Annotated in this window: 17 protein-coding genes; all 17 read left to right on the forward strand. The window is 46.5% G+C overall.

Annotated features, from left to right (window positions below):
- The first annotated feature begins 16 nt into the window (after positions 1-16).
- The 17 genes from dnaK (at position 17) to BLQ53_RS13390 (ending at position 15,551) form a co-directional block, all read left to right on the forward strand.
- Positions 17-1,834 carry a molecular chaperone DnaK gene (gene dnaK / locus BLQ53_RS13310; protein WP_093727800.1) on the forward strand — a complete coding sequence of 606 codons (1,818 nt, stop codon included), beginning with the start codon at positions 17-19 and terminating at the stop codon, positions 1,832-1,834.
- Between the two features lie 150 nt (positions 1,835-1,984).
- On the forward strand, positions 1,985-3,109 hold the full coding sequence (gene dnaJ, locus BLQ53_RS13315) for a molecular chaperone DnaJ (RefSeq protein ID WP_093727801.1): 1,125 nt from the start codon (positions 1,985-1,987) through the stop codon (positions 3,107-3,109).
- Positions 3,110-3,128: 19 nt separating this feature from the next.
- Positions 3,129-4,067, forward strand: coding sequence for a 50S ribosomal protein L11 methyltransferase (prmA, locus tag BLQ53_RS13320; protein ID WP_093727802.1), 939 nt, complete (start codon positions 3,129-3,131; stop codon positions 4,065-4,067).
- A gap of 15 nt (positions 4,068-4,082) precedes the next feature.
- The gene (locus tag BLQ53_RS13325; RefSeq protein WP_093727803.1) at positions 4,083-4,829 is read left to right on the forward strand and encodes a 16S rRNA (uracil(1498)-N(3))-methyltransferase; all 747 of its coding nucleotides are present in this window, start codon (positions 4,083-4,085) and stop codon (positions 4,827-4,829) included.
- A 12-nt stretch (positions 4,830-4,841) separates the two neighbouring features.
- Positions 4,842-6,188 carry a tRNA (N(6)-L-threonylcarbamoyladenosine(37)-C(2))-methylthiotransferase MtaB gene (mtaB, locus tag BLQ53_RS13330; protein WP_093727804.1) on the forward strand — a complete coding sequence of 449 codons (1,347 nt, stop codon included), beginning with the start codon at positions 4,842-4,844 and terminating at the stop codon, positions 6,186-6,188.
- 26 nt (positions 6,189-6,214) lie between these two features.
- Entirely contained in the window at positions 6,215-6,880 is a 666-nt protein-coding gene (gene deoC, locus BLQ53_RS13335; RefSeq protein WP_093727805.1) for a deoxyribose-phosphate aldolase, read from the forward strand.
- 139 nt (positions 6,881-7,019) lie between these two features.
- Positions 7,020-7,193 carry a 30S ribosomal protein S21 gene (rpsU, locus tag BLQ53_RS13340; protein WP_077308578.1) on the forward strand — a complete coding sequence of 58 codons (174 nt, stop codon included), beginning with the start codon at positions 7,020-7,022 and terminating at the stop codon, positions 7,191-7,193.
- Between the two features lie 21 nt (positions 7,194-7,214).
- Positions 7,215-7,661: a GatB/YqeY domain-containing protein gene (locus BLQ53_RS13345; protein ID WP_093727806.1), complete on the forward strand. Its 447-nt coding sequence runs from the start codon at positions 7,215-7,217 to the stop codon at positions 7,659-7,661.
- 164 nt (positions 7,662-7,825) lie between these two features.
- Positions 7,826-8,527: an NfeD family protein gene (locus BLQ53_RS13350; protein WP_093727807.1), complete on the forward strand. Its 702-nt coding sequence runs from the start codon at positions 7,826-7,828 to the stop codon at positions 8,525-8,527.
- The gene (gene floA, locus BLQ53_RS13355) at positions 8,524-9,516 is read left to right on the forward strand and encodes a flotillin-like protein FloA (protein WP_093727808.1); all 993 of its coding nucleotides are present in this window, start codon (positions 8,524-8,526) and stop codon (positions 9,514-9,516) included. Before BLQ53_RS13350 ends, floA begins: the two co-directional genes overlap by 4 nt.
- A gap of 22 nt (positions 9,517-9,538) precedes the next feature.
- On the forward strand, positions 9,539-9,979 hold the full coding sequence (locus BLQ53_RS13360) for a hypothetical protein (protein ID WP_093727809.1): 441 nt from the start codon (positions 9,539-9,541) through the stop codon (positions 9,977-9,979).
- Positions 9,980-10,058: 79 nt separating this feature from the next.
- Positions 10,059-10,340 carry a sporulation protein YqfC gene (yqfC, locus tag BLQ53_RS13365; RefSeq protein ID WP_170829697.1) on the forward strand — a complete coding sequence of 94 codons (282 nt, stop codon included), beginning with the start codon at positions 10,059-10,061 and terminating at the stop codon, positions 10,338-10,340.
- 24 nt (positions 10,341-10,364) lie between these two features.
- Positions 10,365-11,600, forward strand: a complete 1,236-nt coding sequence (gene yqfD / locus BLQ53_RS13370; RefSeq protein WP_093727811.1) for a sporulation protein YqfD — start codon at positions 10,365-10,367, stop codon at positions 11,598-11,600.
- Positions 11,601-11,602: 2 nt separating this feature from the next.
- Positions 11,603-12,559 carry a PhoH family protein gene (locus BLQ53_RS13375; RefSeq protein WP_093727812.1) on the forward strand — a complete coding sequence of 319 codons (957 nt, stop codon included), beginning with the start codon at positions 11,603-11,605 and terminating at the stop codon, positions 12,557-12,559.
- A 55-nt stretch (positions 12,560-12,614) separates the two neighbouring features.
- Positions 12,615-14,729: an HD family phosphohydrolase gene (locus BLQ53_RS13380; protein ID WP_093727813.1), complete on the forward strand. Its 2,115-nt coding sequence runs from the start codon at positions 12,615-12,617 to the stop codon at positions 14,727-14,729.
- Entirely contained in the window at positions 14,729-15,202 is a 474-nt protein-coding gene (gene ybeY / locus BLQ53_RS13385) for an rRNA maturation RNase YbeY (protein ID WP_093727814.1), read from the forward strand. Before BLQ53_RS13380 ends, ybeY begins: the two co-directional genes overlap by 1 nt.
- A complete protein-coding gene (locus BLQ53_RS13390) occupies positions 15,171-15,551 on the forward strand; it encodes a diacylglycerol kinase family protein (RefSeq protein ID WP_093727815.1) in 381 nt (126 codons plus the stop codon). Before ybeY ends, BLQ53_RS13390 begins: the two co-directional genes overlap by 32 nt.
- Positions 15,552-15,970 lie beyond the last annotated feature (419 nt).

Here is a 15,970-nt window from a genome sequence, read left to right on the forward strand (position 1 = left end):
GGAGGAAAAATACAAAATGGGTAAAATCATTGGTATTGACTTAGGAACAACAAACTCTTGTGTGTCTGTCATGGAAGGTGGAGAAGCACGCGTCATCCCGAACCCGGAAGGCAACCGCACAACTCCATCCGTCGTGGCTTTCAAAAATGGGGAAAGACAAATCGGTGAAGTGGCGAAGCGCCAAGCGATCACGAACCCGAACACAATCCAATCCATCAAACGTCATATGGGTACGGATTACAAAGTGGAAATCGAAGGCAAGTCCTACACGCCTCAAGAAATTTCTGCGATCATCTTGCAGTACATCAAATCTTTCGCGGAAGATTATCTAGGTGAAACAGTTGATAAAGCTGTTGTTACAGTGCCTGCTTACTTCAATGATGCAGAGCGTCAAGCAACAAAAGATGCTGGTAAAATTGCCGGTCTAGAAGTGGAACGTATCATCAACGAACCGACAGCTGCAGCACTTGCTTACGGTATCAATACAGAAGAAGATCAGACCATCCTTGTGTATGACCTTGGCGGCGGTACATTCGACGTTTCCATCCTGGATATCGGCGACGGTACATTCGAAGTAGTTTCCACTGCAGGTGACAACCGTCTTGGCGGTGACGATTTCGACCAAGTGATCATCGATCATCTTGTTGCGGAATTCAAAAAAGAGAACGGCATCGACCTTTCCAAAGATAAAATGGCCATGCAGCGCTTGAAAGATGCGGCTGAAAAAGCGAAGAAAGATCTTTCCGGTGTAACACAGACCCAGATCTCCCTTCCGTTCATCACTGCCGGTGCAGAAGGCCCGCTTCACTTGGAGCTATCCCTTTCCCGTGCGAAATTCGATGAGATTTCTGCTGACTTGGTAGAGCGTACAATGGGACCTACTCGTCAAGCATTGCGTGATGCAGATCTTTCTGCAAGCGAAATTGACAAAGTTATCTTGGTTGGCGGATCTACACGTATTCCAGCAGTAGTGGAAGCTATCAAGAAAGAAACTGGCAAAGACCCTTCCAAAGGCGTTAACCCGGATGAAGTAGTAGCGCTTGGAGCTGCTATCCAGGGTGGTGTCTTGCAAGGTGATGTGAAAGACGTTGTACTTCTTGACGTTACACCACTTTCCCTTGGTATCGAAACAATGGGCGGCGTGTTCACGAAATTGATCGAACGTAATACGACAATTCCGACTAGCGCATCCCAAACATTCTCTACAGCAGCTGACAACCAGCCTTCTGTGGATATCCATGTGCTCCAAGGGGAACGGGAGATGGCAGCTTACAATAAAACGCTTGGCCGTTTCCAATTGTCCGATATCCCGCCGGCACCACGCGGTGTACCGCAAATCGAAGTGAGCTTCGATATCGACTCAAACGGTATTGTGAATGTTCGTGCCAAAGATCTTGGTACAAACAAAGAGCAGTCTATCACCATCAAGTCTTCTTCAGGCCTTTCTGATGAAGAAGTAGAACGCATGGTAAAAGAAGCAGAAGATAACGCGGATGAAGATAAAAAACGCCGTGAAGAAGTAGATCTTCGCAACGAAGCGGATCAGCTTGTTTTCCAAACTGATAAGACGTTGAAAGATCTCGGTGAAAATGTTTCCGAAGAAGATAAACAAAAAGCAGAAGCAGCAAAAGAGGAACTGAAAAAAGCATTGGAAGGTTCCGATAATGAAGATATCAAAGCGAAGAAAGATGCGCTTTCCGAACAAGTTCAAGCTTTGTCTGTAAAATTGTATGAGCAAGCAGCACAAGCTCAGCAAGCACAAGGCGGAGAAAATGCGGATGATGATGTCGTGGATGCTGATTTCTCCGAAGTGAACGACGACGATAAAAAATAAGCGTATATGCGATAACAAGTGACACCCGACAAGTCAAAGCCGCTAGAGAGCAGGCTTTGACTTGTTACATGTTTGGAGCATTTGATGCCTGTGAGGCTTAATGGTATGATAAAATTTATGTATAAGAGAGAGTCGGGAGAGTGATTGTCAGTGAGTAAGCGGGATTACTACGATGTGCTTGGAGTTGGAAAAGACGCCTCCAAGGAAGAAATCAAAAAAGCATATCGTAAACTTGCGCGCAAATACCACCCAGATGTAAACAAGGCTGAAGATGCAGCTGATCAGTTCAAAGAAGCAAAAGAAGCATATGAAGTGCTCGGGAATGAACAAAAACGTGCCCAGTACGATCAATTTGGCCATGCTGGTCCGCAAAGCCAAGGATTCGGTGGTGCCGGGGCACAGGACTTTGGCGGTTTTGGCGACATTTTCGATATGTTCTTTGGCGGCGGAGGACGACGCCAGGATCCGAATGCGCCTCGTCAAGGTGCGGATTTGCAATACACCATGACGCTTAAGTTCGAAGAAGCGATCTTTGGTAAAGAAACAGATATCGAGATTCCGAAAGAAGAAGAATGTGATACATGTCATGGTTCAGGGGCAAAGCCAGGTACCCAGCCGAAAACGTGTACGCATTGTAATGGAAGCGGCCAGCTTAATGTAGAGCAAAACACGCCATTCGGCCGTGTAGTGAATCGACGTGTGTGTAATACATGTAACGGAACAGGTAAAATCATTCCAGACAAATGTAATACATGTGGCGGTTCCGGTCGTGTACGCAAACGCAATAAAATTCATATCAATATTCCTGCAGGTATTGACGATGGCCAGCAGATCCGTGTATCAGGTAAAGGGGAAGCAGGTGTCAACGGCGGACCTCCAGGAGATTTATATGTAGTCATCCAAGTCCGCAGCCACGAGTTCTTTGAGCGCGACGGAGACAACATTTTTTGCGAAATGCCGATAACGTTCGCCCAAGCCGCACTCGGTGATGAATTGGAAGTGCCGACAGTCCATGGTGCAGTCAATCTGAAAATTCCAGCTGGTACCCAGACTGGCCGAACATTCCGCCTTAAAGGCAAAGGTTCACCGAATGTACGCGGATATGGTCAAGGAGATCAGCATGTCAAAATCCGTGTCGTGACACCGACGAACTTGACTGACCGTCAGAAGGAGCTGTTGCGTGAACTGAACGATATCAGCGGGAATGAACCGACTGACGAACAGCATGACAACATCTTTACACGTATGAAACGTGCGTTCAAGGGTGAGTCTTAATAAAAGGAGTGACGTGTGCGTGAAATGGGCAGAGCTGTGTATCCATACGACAAATGAAGCGATTGAGCCGATTTCGAATATCCTGCACGAAGCAGGGGCAAGCGGTGTCGTGATCCAGGACCCAGAGGATTTGGTTAAGGATCATGATACAACATTCGGTGAAATCTATGAATTGAATCCGGACGATTATCCGGCAGAAGGTATTTTTGTCAAAGCATACTTGCCTTTGAACAGCTTTCTGAATGAAACGGTGAACGAAATCAAAGCAGCGATCTCCAATCTGAGTGTATATCAGATCGACATCGGTGCCAATGAAGTATCCGTCAGCGAAGTGGATGAGGAAGATTGGTCCACTGCCTGGAAAAAGTATTACAAGCCCGTGAAGATCTCCGAAAAGTTCACCATCATCCCGACATGGGAAGCGTATACGCCGGTTGCCAGTGATGAAGTGATTATGGAACTCGATCCGGGGATGGCTTTTGGAACAGGTACACATCCGACGACGGTATTGAGTGTCCAAGCAATTGAACGTTTTGTGAAAAAAGGCGACATCGTCATCGATGTAGGCTCCGGTTCAGGTGTCCTGAGCATTGCTGCCGTTCTGCTTGGCGCCGGGCATGTGCATGCATTCGATCTGGATGATGTGGCAGTGAACAGCACGAAAATAAATGCGGAGCTCAACCAAGCTGCCGACCGCATTACGGCACGGCCGAATAACCTGCTTGAAGGCGTGGAGGTAGAAGCCGATGTCATCGTCTCGAACATTCTGGCTGAAATCATCTTGAAATTCACAGATGATGCATACAAATTGATCAAACCAGGCGGTCTGTTCATTACAAGCGGCATTATCAGTCAGAAGAAAAACGAGGTTAAAGAAGCCTTGAAAGCGTCAGGTTTTGATATTGTCGAAGTCAATGAAATGGAAGACTGGGTCGCCATCATTGCAAAGAAGAATTAAGGCAGAGGTGAAAGGATGCAGCGCTATTTCGTAGAAGCTGCCAAATGGCAGGATGACCGAATCATGCTGGACGGACAGGATGCACATCATATCAATCGAGTCATGCGGATGAAGCCAGGTGACGAGATCATCTGCGTCCACCCGGGAGGATATGCAGCAAAATGCAAGATTACTGAGCTGTTACCGGATCATGTCACTGTATCTGTTTCGGAAGAAGTCGACGTCGATACAGAAATGCCGGTAGCAGTCACAATTGCCCAAGGTCTGCCCAAAGGCGATAAACTGGAATGGATCGTGCAAAAAGGAACGGAACTTGGAGCAGCTGGATTCGTTCCTTTTCAAGCTGCCAGATCCGTTGTAAAATGGGATGAGAAAAAGAAGGATAAGAAGCGGGTGAGACTTGAGAAAATTGCCAAAGAGGCAGCAGAACAGTCCAGCCGTCTGATTATTCCAGCAGTTGATGATGTGCGATCCTTCCAAGAGCTGCTTGACAGCAGCGATACATACAAGCATAAATTGTTCGCTTATGAAGAAGCGGCAAAAGGCTTGAAGGCGGAACCGCTCCGTTCCGTATTTCAGCACATTTCGCCCTCGGAAAATGTACTTGTCGTAATCGGGCCGGAGGGCGGCTTCAGTGAAGCAGAAGCAGACTCCCTTCAAGATGCGGGTTTTGTACCTGTCAGGCTTGGACCTCGGATCCTGCGCACGGAAACCGCACCCTTGTATATGTTGGCTAGTCTATCGTACCATTTTGAAGAATGAGGTGTTTTTCCCATGCCTACAGTGGCATTTCACACATTAGGTTGTAAAGTGAACCATTATGAGACGGAAGGTATTTGGCAGAAGTTCAAGGCCCAGGGCTATGAAAGGGTCGATTTCGATCATCAGTCAGATGTTTATGTCATCAATACGTGTACCGTTACCAATACAGGAGATAAAAAAAGCCGCCAGGTCATCCGCCGGGCAGTACGTAAAAATCCTGATGGTGTCATCTGTGTCACAGGATGCTATGCACAGACTTCACCCGGTGAAATCATGGAGATTCCGGGAGTCGACATCGTTGTAGGTACGCAAGGTCGTGACAAGATGATCGGTCATATCGAGGAATTCAAGAAGACAAAGGAACCGATCAACGGTGTTTCCAACATCATGAAGAACCGCGTATTCGAGGAAATGGATGTACCGGTTTTCACAGACCGCACTCGAGCGTCCTTGAAAATCCAGGAAGGCTGCAATAATTTCTGTACCTTCTGTATCATACCTTGGTCCCGCGGACTGCTGCGTTCCCGTAAGCCGGAGGATGTCTTGAAACAGGCGCAGCAGCTTGTTGATGCCGGTTATAAGGAAATCGTCCTGACCGGTATCCATACTGCTGGCTATGGCGAGGACATGCAGGATTATAATTTCGCAAAATTGCTGCGTGAATTGGAAGCGAACGTCCGTGGATTGAAACGGATTCGTATTTCTTCCATCGAAGCAAGTCAGATAACAGATGAGGTTATCCAAGTGTTGGATGAATCAGAAAAGATTGTCCGCCATCTGCATATACCGCTCCAATCTGGTTCGGATACCGTCTTGAAACGGATGCGCCGTAAATACTCATCTGATTTTTACCGCAGCAAGATGGAAAAGGTGAAAAAAGCTTTACCGAATCTCGCCATTACAAGTGATGTAATCGTAGGCTTCCCAGGGGAGACGGAAGAGGAATTCATGGAAACATACCGCTTCATCCAGGAAATCGGCTATAGTGAACTCCATGTGTTCCCATATTCCAAGCGTACAGGGACACCTGCTGCACGTATGGCGAATCAAGTGGATGATGAGACCAAGAATGAACGTGTCCATCGCCTGATTGCGCTTTCTGATCAGCAAGCAAAAGAGTACGCATCACAGTTCGAGAATGAAGTACTCGAAGTCATTCCGGAAGAATTGTATGATGAAAACGAATCCGATTCATTGTATGTAGGATATACGGATAACTACCTGAAGGTGAAATTCGAGGCGACACCGGATATGATCGGTAAAATTGTTCGTGTCAAACTGACAAAAGCAGGCTATCCGTACAACGAAGGTCAATTTGTCCGCGTCATGGATGATGAGGAAGCAAGCGTTACTATCTAACTTGATTACAAAAGGAGTTATCTCTCTTGGAAAATATCGCAGCATATATTGATCACACATTACTAAAGCCGGATGCTACAAAGGAACAGATCGATGTGATCGTCCAGGAAGCAGCAGCACATAAGTTTGCTTCTGTATGTGTCAATCCGTACTGGGTACCTCATTGTGCCAATCAGCTGAATGGTACAGATGTGAAGGTTTGCACCGTTATCGGATTCCCGCTTGGAGCATCCACAACAGCAATCAAAGCGCTGGAAACAAAGGATGCAATCGAGAAAGGCGCAGGGGAAATCGATATGGTCATCAATATCGGCGCCTTGAAGTCAGGCGACTTGGTGACCGTGGAGGCGGATATCCGTGCTGTTGTCGAAGCGGCTGCAGGAGTACTGACAAAAGTGATCATCGAAACATCTTTGCTCACGGAGGAAGAAAAAGTGACAGCCTGTCAGCTTGCTGTCAAAGCCGGCGCTGATTATGTCAAAACGTCGACTGGTTTTTCTGGCGGCGGGGCTACAGTGGAAGATATTCGACTCATGCGTACGACAGTGGGGCCGGATATCGGTGTCAAAGCATCCGGCGGCGTGCGTGATCGCGAAGCCACACTGGCTATGATTGAAGCAGGAGCCACTCGTATCGGTGCAAGTGCTGGTGTCCAGATCATCAAAGGTGAAGCTGGCAGCAGCGATTATTGATAAGTATTTGCGAAAGGTGCATGTTTCTGCACCTTTCTATTGACCATGTTTTAGCATTATATTATAATGAGCAAAGACATATGCAGCAGTGCATATGAGATAGCACATTGTTGTATGCTTCGGAGGGAGGGAAATTAGCATGTCAAACACTACTCGCGTTCGCAAAAACGAGTCTCTTGAAGATGCTCTTCGTCGCTTTAAGCGCACTGTTTCTAAAAGCGGTACTCTATCTGAATACCGTAAGCGTGAATTTTACGAAAAACCTAGTGTACGTCGCAAGAAAAAATCTGAGGCGGCTAGAAAGCGTAAGTAAGCAAAGAGGGTGCAAAGAGATATGTCATTAACAGAACGTCTGAACCAGGATATGAAAACCGCGATGAAAGCAAGGGATAAGGAAACGCTTGGCGTTATCCGCATGGTGAAAGCTGCCTTGCAGAATGAAGCAATTCGTACTGGTAATGACACGCTGTCAGAAGATGAAGAACTTACCGTTTTATCTCGTGAGGTAAAACAACGAAAAGATTCCCTCCAAGAATTTCAAGAAGCTGGACGCGATGATCTTGTTCAGAAGCTTGAAGCGGAGCTTCAAGTTCTGAAAGATTACTTGCCAGAACAGCTTTCGGAAGAAGAACTTGAAGACATTATTAAACAGACCATCGCGGAAGTAGGAGCTACTTCCAAAAAAGACATGGGCTCAGTGATGAGCGCTGTCATGCCGAAAGTAAAAGGCAAAACTGATGGCTCTTTAGTTAATAAAATCGTGAATAAGCACTTGTCTTAACTGATAGTTATATGAATATCTGAAGCAAAAATCCCAATCGCCATTTGATTGGGATTTTTGCTTTTATGAATATATAATAATAAATGAAACCTTTTATCCATTAAGGCGTATAAGTTACTGTACATAACAACTGCAAATGAAACCAGTTGATCAGGAGGATTTACATGTTGCACGATATCACGCTTGGGAGCCTTCAAACGGCGGTGCACACCTTTAACGATACGATGCAAGGGTGGATCACATCTCCGGTCGTCGTGACCCTTTTGCTTTCTATCGCCTTTGCTGGTTTGGCAGTCGAGATGTTCACGCCTGGCTTCGGGGCAGGCGGACTATTAGGTATCGCTGCCGGTGGTATATTTTTATACGGCCACATAGCAGGAGGGCTTGCAACAGGTACGGATATTCTGCTTTTGACTGCAGCCATCATTTTACTTGTCTTGGAATTATTCGTACCCGGAGGGATAATGGGCATACTTGGTATGATTGGGCTGCTGTGGGCTTTATTTCGTATTGCAGCGGACACGACCGATATGATGATCAGCGTCAGTATCGCATTTGTGGTCACTACCGTAGCTGTCATCTATGTGATTCGCATTGTCGGCTTCGAAAAAGGCATGTTTAAGCCGATGATCCTCCAAGAAACACTCAAATCGGATACGCCTCCGAGTTTGACAGCTCTCATTGGCCAGTATGGTGCGGCCAAAACGCCGCTGCGTCCGACTGGAACAGCAGTGATAGAGGGCAGGGAAATGGATGTGATCACGGAGGGCAGGTATGTTGCCAAGGGATCAAAAATAGTTGTTATCCGTACAGAAGGCGTAAAAATCATCGTCAGTGCCGTGACGAACGAGGAGGAAAAACAATGAGTCAAGATATTCTTGTACCGATTATCATTGCTGCGGTCATTTTGATCGCATTGATTATCTTATTTACATTTGTACCAGTGGCATTATGGATCAGCGCCCTGGCAGCAGGAGTACGTATCAGCATCTTCACATTAGTAGGTATGCGCTTGAGACGTGTTATTCCATCACGTGTCATCAGTCCATTGATAAAGGCCCATAAAGCTGGTCTCCAAGTCGATACCAACCAGCTGGAAAGTCATTACCTAGCAGGAGGTAATGTCGATCGTGTCGTCAATGCACTTATTGCGGCACATCGTGCAAACATCGAATTATCATTCGAACGCGCAGCAGCAATCGACCTGGCTGGCCGTGATGTGCTGGAAGCCGTTCAAATGAGTGTTAACCCGAAAGTGATCGAAACACCGTTCATCTCCGGTGTGGCCATTGATGGTATCGAAGTGAAGGCAAAAGCCAGAATTACAGTACGTGCCAACATCGATCGCCTAGTCGGTGGTGCCGGAGAAGATACAATCATCGCCCGTGTCGGTGAAGGAATCGTCAGTACCATTGGTAGTTCCGAAAACCATAGCAATGTATTGGAGAATCCGGATAAGATATCTCATAATGTCTTAGAGCGTGGATTGGATTCCGGTACTGCATTTGAGATACTGTCCATTGATATTGCCGATATTGATATTGGTAAGAACATCGGTGCCATACTTCAAACGGATCAGGCTGAGGCAGATAAGAACATCGCACAAGCAAAAGCCGAAGAACGTCGCGCGATGGCCGTCGCCCAAGAGCAGGAAAACTTGGCTCGCGTACAGGAAATGCGTGCAAAAGTCGTCGAAGCGGAAGCTGATGTACCGCTTGCGCTAGCCCAAGCGCTCCGTTCCGGAAATATGGGTGTGATGGATTATATGAACTACCAGAATATCAATGCCGATACAACAATGCGTGACAGCATTGGCGGTATATCCAAAGGCGATAAAGATGAGGATGAGGTTTAAGTTTTAGAAAGGTGGCAGGAACATGTTTGACATTCTGCAATTTCTCGTACCGTTGGCAGTTGCCGCCATTGTTTTCCTCATTAATGCAGCTGGAAAAAAAGGCGAGAACAAAAATGATCCCAGACGCACACAGCCTCCGGTCAAGAACTGGAAAGAGAAGCCGTCACATAATAGCCGACAACCTCAGCAAAGACAGCAGACGAAGGCTCAGGAGCTGGTCAGAGCCGAACAAAAAGCGAATGACTTAAGGAACCAAGCCAAAGAAGTCATAGAGCAAGTTGTGGAAGTACGCAGTGCCTCTTCTGACCGGCAACAAAAGATAGACCAACCAATTTCCAAACCGATCACATTAAAACAACCGACAAGCAGACAATTGGCGGAACAGGTAATATGGTCGGAGATACTTGGAGAACCACGCGCGAAAAAACCGCATCGCATTTTCAGTAATAAGCGAGTCCATTAAGGGCTCGCTTTTTTCGTTCAATGGACTGTTCTTACTTGCTGCACTTCCACATAGAATGTGCAGAGGGGAGCTGATGGGAATGAAAAAATGGCAGCAGCGGATTGGAAATTGGTTTACTGAGCATTTGGATATGCCTGCTGATGTAGTGCTTGAACTCCCTCGTATTACGACGATTGGTCATTTTCATGCCTATATCGAGAATCATAGAGGATTAGTTCTCTTTTCGGATAACGAACTTCGGCTGCGGCTGAATAAAGGTTTCCTTCGAATCACAGGCGAGTCATTCGTGCTGAAAGTCATGCTGCCGGAGGAAATCTTGCTTGAGGGCAAAATGAAAGAATTCAAATTCATCGATTCATAAGGCAAGCAGATCGGGGAGGTACGTATGAAGAAGCACACACAGGATATTTATTTCACTGGATATGTGACCGTACTGATAAAAGGGGATAGACCGGAGCTGTTTCTCAATCAGCTCGTACAGGAGAAAATACTGGTCTGGGACATTTTCAAAAAAGATAGTCAAACATGTGAAGCGAAGATTAGGAAACAGGATATCAGCAGGCTTCGCATGCAGCGAAGAGGGACAGGCTACAAAATACAGTTCCGCAGTAAGCATGGATTTCCTTTCCTTTTCTCTGCATTGCTGCATAAAAAACCACTCATACTTGGTATGGCATTCAGCATACTTCTTATTTTTTTTCTATCAAATACTGTCTGGAAAATTGAAATAAAAGGCGTTAGTCCCGAATTGGAACACCAAATTGAAACAAAGTTGGATGCATACGGTGTTCGCTTAGGTGCATTCAAGCTGACGCTTGGTGCTCCCGTCGACATCCAGCAGCGTCTTTTACAGGATATTCCGGAGCTGCTTTGGATAGGAGTGCAAGAAAACGGGACAACCTATTCATTGGAAGGTGTGCCGAAAACAATCGTGGAAGAAGGGGAACAACCTGGGCCCCGACACCTTGTGGCCAAGAAAAAAGGTGTCATCGTCGACATGTTCGTCTCAGAAGGAGTACCGCAAGTCAATGTCCATGACTACGTCGAGCCTGGGGATATTCTCGTATCAGGCATGATCGGCAATGAGCCGCCTCCTGTGTCAGAGGAAGAAGACAAGACAAAGCCGGAAGATACAAGAAAACCGGTTGCTGCCACTGGAAGCATCATCGCACGGACATGGTATAATGTGTCTGCAGCGGTTCCGCTGGAAGAAACATACACCGTTCTTAGCGGCAAACAGGAAAGTAAATACGCTATTCAATTTGGTGACAGTTTCCGTTTGCCTATATGGGGATTTGGGGACTCTGAATTCAAGGACTCACAGAAACAGACTTCAGTGCGCCATCTCCGTTTTCTTCGTTGGGAGCTGCCCATCGGTATCACCAAGACTTCGGAATATGAGCGCACGACAAAACAAGTGAAACGTACAAAAGATGAAGCAGCGGCACAAGCTGAGAAGGTAGCCAAGCAGGATTTGCAGCTTCAAGTCGGCGCAGAGGCTGACATTATTTCTCAAAAAATTTTACATGAGACTGTCGAGAATGGTAAAGTAAAATTAATCTTATACTTTCAAGTAAATGAAGATATCGCAACATCTCAACCTATATCTCAAGGAGATTGATTATGCCCGAAGACGTGAAACGTGTGAATTTGCAGTTAAAAGATACGAATGAAACATTGGCTCTGTTTGGAACGGAAGATCGCCACCTCAAGCAGATTGAAGAGCAATTCCGGGTATCCATTGTTACCCGGGGAGAAGAAGTCCGTGTGACCGGTACAGAAGAAGAAGTTCAAACAGCGGAGGAACTGCTGCAAGCTCTCGCTTCTGTCATCCGACGCGGTATACCGATCGGGGAGCGTGATGTGGTATACGCAATAGAGTTAGCTAAAAAAGACAATCTGGATCAATTTGAAACATTATTTGATGATGAAATAACAAAAAATGCGAAAGGTAAATCCATACGTGTCAAAACACTTGGTCAACGGAACTATATTAACGGCATCAAGTCAAATGATTTAGTCTTTGGAATTGGCCCTGCTGGTACGGGTAAAACCTATTTGGCCGTCGTGATGGCAGTCAATGCCCTCAAAAAAGGCATCGTCAAGCGCATCATCTTGACACGACCTGCAGTGGAAGCAGGCGAAAGCCTAGGATTTTTACCGGGTGACTTGAAGGAAAAAGTGGACCCGTATCTCCGACCGTTATACGATGCTCTGCATGACGTACTCGGTATGGAGCAGACGACACGATTGATTGAACGCGGAACGATCGAGATTGCGCCGCTGGCATACATGCGTGGACGTACACTTGATGATGCATTCGTCATCTTGGATGAAGCACAGAATACGACAAATGCACAAATGAAGATGTTCCTCACCAGGCTGGGATTTGGTTCCAAAATGGTCATCACCGGCGACTTGACGCAAATTGACTTGCCAAAGGGTGTCGCTTCCGGCCTGCGTTCCGTTGAAACAAAGCTAAGCAATGTAAAGGGTATCTATTTCACCTACTTGAAACAGACAGACGTCGTGCGCCATCCGCTTGTTCAGCGGATCATCGAAGCATACGAGTCTGAGTAAAAGAAAAGGCCCGGCTACGGGTCTTTTTCGGTTCAGGCGGATAGGAGGGCAGAGCGTGGCTAGAAAAAAGTTCAAGGAGCTGTTCAGTAAGAAGTCAAAAACTGGTGAACGTGCATTCATCCTGATCGGGGCATTGTTGCTTGGCTGCTTTTTCTTCATGATGACAGCCTCCAACGTGACGACGAGGGATTATGATGTGCAAGTTTACGATGTGGCAAGTGAAACGATCCGATCACCGATTACAATCGAGAATGAAGCCCAGACAGAAAGGCAAAGGCAGGAAGCCAGTCAGCAGATTGATGACCGTTATACCGTATCTTCCGAAATTACCAAAGCAAAAACCGATGCTGTCAAAGAGATATTCTCTACCATTGGTCAGGCAGATGAAGAGGATCGTCCGATTGACCAGAGAATGGATATTGTCAAGAACTTGCTTTCGGAATCTGTCAAAGAAGATTTGACGGACCGTCAGCTCGAGCAGCTATTGGCAATACCTGCCGATGAAAGGGAAATCAGTGAAAAAGTATTCGTGGATGCTATGACTGGGTTCCTGGAAGATGGAGTGAAACGTGACGAGGTGCAACAGACGCAGGAGGAAATGGGAGAACGCATCGATTATGCGGATGTATCCAGCAAAACCAAGCAAGCACTCCGTTCACTCACAGGCTTTGCCATCGTTCAGAATGCTTCCTTTGATGCACAAGAAACAGCTTCAGCCAGGACAGAGGCCCAGCATAATGTGGCGCCAGTCATTATTCGTGCAGGTGAAATCATCGTACAGGAAGGCCAGACGATCACAAATGATGTATACGAAGAGCTTCAGCTTGTCGGCTTGCTGAATAATACAAGGAATGTGCTGCCGCTCGTCGGGCTTGCTTTGTTCATGGCACTCCTGACTGGCATCTTGACTTACGAAACGATACATACATTAAAAAAACGGACGGGATCGGGTAAGTCTGTCTTATTGTTTACGTTCCTGCTTATATGTATGTCCGTGCTGTTATTGAAACCGATCGGTGTCCTTGGCACAACGGAACAGCATTATTACCTATTGCTGCCTGCTGCATTTGCTGCAGTTTTATTCCGTCATCTGCTAAGTGAGCGGTTCGCTATAGGATATGCGATAGTCTACAGTATATTGGCAGCTATCATCTTGAATGATAAGATACCGGGGTCCTTGAATATGGAAGCTGCGCTTTACTATTTATTCGCACAGCTCGCAGCTGTTTATGCAATCAGGAATGTAAAAGATAAGACAGCGATGATAAAATCATTTCTTTTGCTTGTCATTGTTCAGGTAATCAGTGTATTGTTATTCTTATTCTTTGCATTCGAAAAGTATGCTTGGGAAGCCGTGTTGCTTTACATCGGCTTTGCGGTGCTGTCTGCCATCCTGACAGTGATACTGGTGGCAGGAGTACTGCCGTTTGTCGAAGCAGGGTTCGGTGTGCTTTCGGAGACCAAGCTTTTGGCATTATCAAAACCGAATCACCCATTGTTGAAAAAAATTCTGACTGATGCTCCTGGTACATACCACCATAGCATCATGGTAGCCAATTTGTGTGAAGCAGCTTGTGAAGCTATCGGTGCAGATGGTCTGCTTGCCAGGGTTGGTGCCTATTACCACGATCTTGGCAAAACGCGGCAGCCGCAGCTCTTCATCGAAAACCAAATGGGTCGGAAAAACCCGCATGACAAACTATCGCCGCGGCAAAGCGCAGAAATCATCATCCGTCACCCGTACGACGGGGCTCAGATGCTAAAAAACAATCATTTTCCGAAAGAAATCATCGATATGGCTGAGCAGCATCACGGTACATCACTATTGAAGTTTTTCTATTACAAGGAAAAGGAATATAATAAGGACGTCAAGGAAGAGACATATCGCTATCCAGGTCCAAAACCATCGACCAAAGAGATAGCTGTCCTATCAATATGTGACTCCGTCGAAGCGGCGGTTCGTTCGATGAAAGAACCGACACAGGAAAAAATCCACAGCTTGGTTGATAGCATCATCAAGGATAAGCTGATGGATGGTCAGCTGGATTGTGCGCCGCTGACATTGCAGGAATTGCAAGTGATCAAAGAAGCGATTTGTCAGGCGCTGGCTGGAATATTCCATTCCCGTATCGAATATCCGGATGAAGAAAAAGTGAAGGAGGCAAACTAGTGCATATTGATTTTCATGATAAAACGAATTCCGTGACAGAAGATTATATTGATCTGATCGATCGGCTGATCCAATACGCAGCAGAAGCAGAAAAGATAACGGAAGAGGCGGAGATGTCCATCACATTTGTGGACAACGCGGAAATACAGGTGATTAATCGCAATTACCGTCAAAAGGACGCACCCACGGATGTCATCTCCTTCGCCATGCAAGAAGAAGGTGAAGGCGAACAGCAGATCATCGGCGAAGAAATCCCGATCGTATTCGGTGATATCATCATCTCGGTCGACAAAGCCAAAGAACAGGCGGAGGATTATGGTCACAGTGTGGAAAGGGAATTGGGTTTCCTTGCCCTGCACGGCTTTTTGCATCTGTTGGGGTATGATCATATGAATGAAGCTGATGAAAAGAAGATGTTCGGTCGACAAGAGGAGATTTTGAATGGCTTCGGACTCAAGCGGGAAGAAAACTAAATCCGGCATCGGTTTCCGTTATGCCTGGAATGGGATTCGATGGACTTTCCTTAAGGAAAGGAATTTTCGAATTCATACGATTGCAGCGGTCATTGCACTGCTTGCAGGTTTCATCTTTCGAATCGGAACAGCGCAATGGGCCGCCATCCTTTTGAGTATCGGCTTTGTCATCGCGACAGAAATGATCAATACGGTCATTGAGCTCGCGATGGATCATCTGTCACCTGAACAGAGCGAGGCAGTCGGTCTCATCAAAGATATTGCAGCTGGTGCCGTCCTCATAGCAGCAATCACTGCCATTTTTGTAGGGTTGGTCATTTTCGTTCCGGAAATCATTTCGGCATTGTAAGAAAAACCGTCCATGTCAGTGGACGGTTTTCGTATGTTTTAAAGTTAATAAAGCTAGAAGCGGGGAAATGATTAGTTGGGGGCTGTTAAACGGCCCTTTCACTGAGACCCAGGGACTGCGCCGTAAGCGATTAATCCCTACGGAAGGATAGAACACCTTCCTCCGGGCTTTCTCGCTTACTTCTCCGTCCCTGACCGGTTCTCTCCGCTTTTGGTTTTCGTCTAGCTGCGAAGGCCAGAAACTTCGTTGTAAGCGTTAAGTCCCTCCGGAAGGAAAAAACACCTTCCTACAGGCCTTCTCACTTACCACTCCGTTTCTAACCGGCCTTCTCCGCTTTTGGTTTTCGTCTAGCTCCGAAGGCCAGAAACTGCGTTGTAAGCGATTAATCCCTGCGGAAGGATAGAACACCTTCCTCCGGA

Source organism: Terribacillus halophilus (assembly GCF_900101385.1).
Taxonomy (GTDB): Bacteria; Bacillota; Bacilli; order Bacillales; family Amphibacillaceae; genus Terribacillus; species Terribacillus halophilus.